Below are 1,156 nucleotides of genomic sequence, written 5' to 3'. Positions count from 1 at the left end.
AAAGAAATCCAAATATTAAAAGACGAACAATTGCTTCAATTGCAAGAGTATACAAAGCATGTAGAAGCATTGTATGAAGAAATCCATCATTTTAAGCACGATTATATCAATATACTGACTAGTTTAGATGATGGAATTAAAAATCAAGATATAAAGAGAGTTCAAGAGATATATGAGTCTGTCATTAAACCAACAAAACAGACTTTTCAAACCAATCATTTCATGATTGCTCGACTTAGTAATATTCTAATCCCTGAGATAAAAAGTTTGATCTCTGCGAAATTACTGATTGCTAGACAGAATAAAATTGATATCCATGTTGAAGTAGTAGAACCAATCGATAAAGTGGATACAGACCTATTAAGCTTAATTCGAGTGCTCTCAAATTTGCTAGATAATGCAATTGAAGCAACTTCAGAAATAAAAGATTCTTGGATTAGAATCGCGATGTTTAAGGAAGAAAAGACAGTTACTATTATTATTGAGAATAGTATCCTTGAATTAATAGATATAAAGAAAATTAATGAGATGGGCTACTCATCTAAAGGAACAGGGCGCGGTATAGGCTTGCATACGGTTCAAAAAATTCTAAAAAACGATACAAGTCTTTTTCTAGAAACCAGTAGTGACCAGCAGGTGTTCTCTCAAGTGCTTAAGATTGCGGGGAATGATCTATGAACATATTTATTTTAGAGGATGATTTATTTCAGCAACAAAACTTAAGACGGACTATAGAAAAAATTTCTCAAGAGGAAAAAATCTCCTATAAAAATTTAATCGTTACTGCCAAACCGGATGTTTTATTAGAGAATTTAACACTCGCGAGTCTTCACAATTTGTATTTTTTGGATTTAGAGATTGCTGAATACGATAAAACCGGATTGGAAGTTGCCCAACGAATTCGAAAGCAAGATCCTTTTGGAACGATTGTTTTTATTACTACTCATTCTGAAATGGCTCCACTGACTTTTGCATACAAAGTATCGGCGTTAGATTTTATTGAAAAAGATCAAAAGGAAGAGACAATCATCAAAAGAATCAGGGAGTGCCTTTTACTAGCAAACATGAGGATTGAAAAAAGTATCAGTGATGATGCCTTGATTTTTAAGAATAAGTTTACAAATCTGCAAGTACCGTATTCTGATATTTATTATTT

General features: G+C 32.3%; 2 protein-coding genes. Both read left to right on the top strand.

Annotated features, from left to right (window positions below):
- Nucleotides 1-678, top strand: a 678-nt coding sequence (locus A5875_RS19450; protein WP_176244759.1) for a sensor histidine kinase, incomplete at its 5' end; no start/stop codon positions are given.
- Nucleotides 675-1,156 (top strand): response regulator (locus tag A5875_RS19445; protein WP_088935222.1); only part of this gene is annotated, 482 nt, incomplete at its 3' end. The genes A5875_RS19450 and A5875_RS19445, both read left to right, overlap by 4 nt.

Source organism: Enterococcus sp. 3H8_DIV0648 (assembly GCF_002140655.1).
GTDB lineage: Bacteria > Bacillota > Bacilli > Lactobacillales > Enterococcaceae > Enterococcus_A > Enterococcus_A hulanensis.
The sequence above is the reverse complement of the archived record's forward strand: the minus strand, read 5'-3'. Positions and strand labels throughout refer to the sequence as shown.